A 1,347-nucleotide genomic window follows, 5' to 3' on the forward strand; every position below is an offset into this window, starting at 1 on the left:
TAGAGTTAGCATAAAAAGTGGACATGTTAAAACACGACCCTCATACTAAAAGTAAATTAAGGGAGCGTGTGTAGGATGGCTGTATTATCAAGAGAAATGCGAGAATATCTAGTAAAATTAGTTGTAGAAGACGGAAGAAAAGCTTCCGAATTGGCATATGAGTATGGAGTAAAACCAGAAAGAATACGTGATTGGGTTAGAGTTTACAAACAGAAACAAGCCCTATTGAGTGACGGTGAGCTAAGCTCTTCTATGGAATTAAAAAGGCGGATAGCCGAATTGGAGAAGAATGAAAAAGAGCTGAAGGAGGAAAATGAAATATTAAAAAAGGCCATGCATGTCTTCGCCAAAAACCACACGTGATATTTTCATTCATGGAGAAATACCAACATGAATTTCGCGTGGTGAAGATGTGTGAAGTTTTAGAGGTATCTTCGAGTGGTTATTACAAATGGTTAAGGGATAATTGGAAGCGAGATCAGATAAACAAAGAAAAAGAAAAAATTAATCAAAAAATCAACCTTTGTTTTATAGAGAGCCATGGCACGTATGGAAGCCCAAGAATCACGCGGGAACTCCAAGAGCACGGGATAAGTCTTTGTGAGCGAACAGTAGGAAAAAGAATGCGAGAAATGGGGCTCCGCGCAACACCCGAGACCCCTTATATAGTGACGACCGATTCCAATCACAAACACTTTATCTATCCAAATCTATTGGAACGTCGATTCATGGTCGACGCCCCCAACGTGGCATGGGTAACAGATATTACTTACATTTGGACCATTCAAGGATGGCTATATTTGGCGAGTGTGATGGATCTGTTTTCTCGAAAGATTGTAGGTTGGAGCATTGGGACCGATATGAAAAAAGAGTTGCCGTTGGCAGCTCTCCAACAAGCAATTATGGTGAGGGATCCTGGTGAAGGGCTTATCCATCATTCCGACCGTGGGGCACAATATTGTTCTAATGATTATACGAATCTAATGCTTGAAAGAAAAATGAGAGGAAGTATGAGTCGCAAGGGAGATCCCTATGATAATGCTTGTATCGAGTCCTTCCATGCGACCATCAAAAAAGAATTAATTTATCGTTACCAATGGGAAACACGAGAAGGTGCCATTAAAGCAATCGGGCATTATATCAACGGATTTTATAACACTAGACGTAGACATTCCACGTTGGGTTATCTAAGTCCGGTAGACTTCGAACAAACGTACAATAAACGTCGACTATCAGTTGCCGGGTGAGAAAATTAGAGATGGTGGAAATAGGATAGGTATGGTTTTGACCTATCCTGTTTTCACCATCCCAGCAAGCGGTAGCGCGGTAGCAAAAGAAAAAACGTCG

1 pseudogene is annotated in these 1,347 nt (G+C 41.0%); it reads left to right on the forward strand.

Features of this window, described 5'->3' with window-relative positions:
- Positions 1–75: 75 nt before the first annotated feature.
- Positions 76–1,247, forward strand: a pseudogene (locus tag WAX74_RS20915) (IS3 family transposase).
- The last annotated feature ends 100 nt before the right edge of the window (positions 1,248–1,347 follow it).

Origin of the sequence: Psychrobacillus mangrovi, from assembly GCF_037104765.1 — a bacterium.
GTDB classification, from domain to species: Bacteria; Bacillota; Bacilli; order Bacillales_A; family Planococcaceae; genus Psychrobacillus; species Psychrobacillus mangrovi.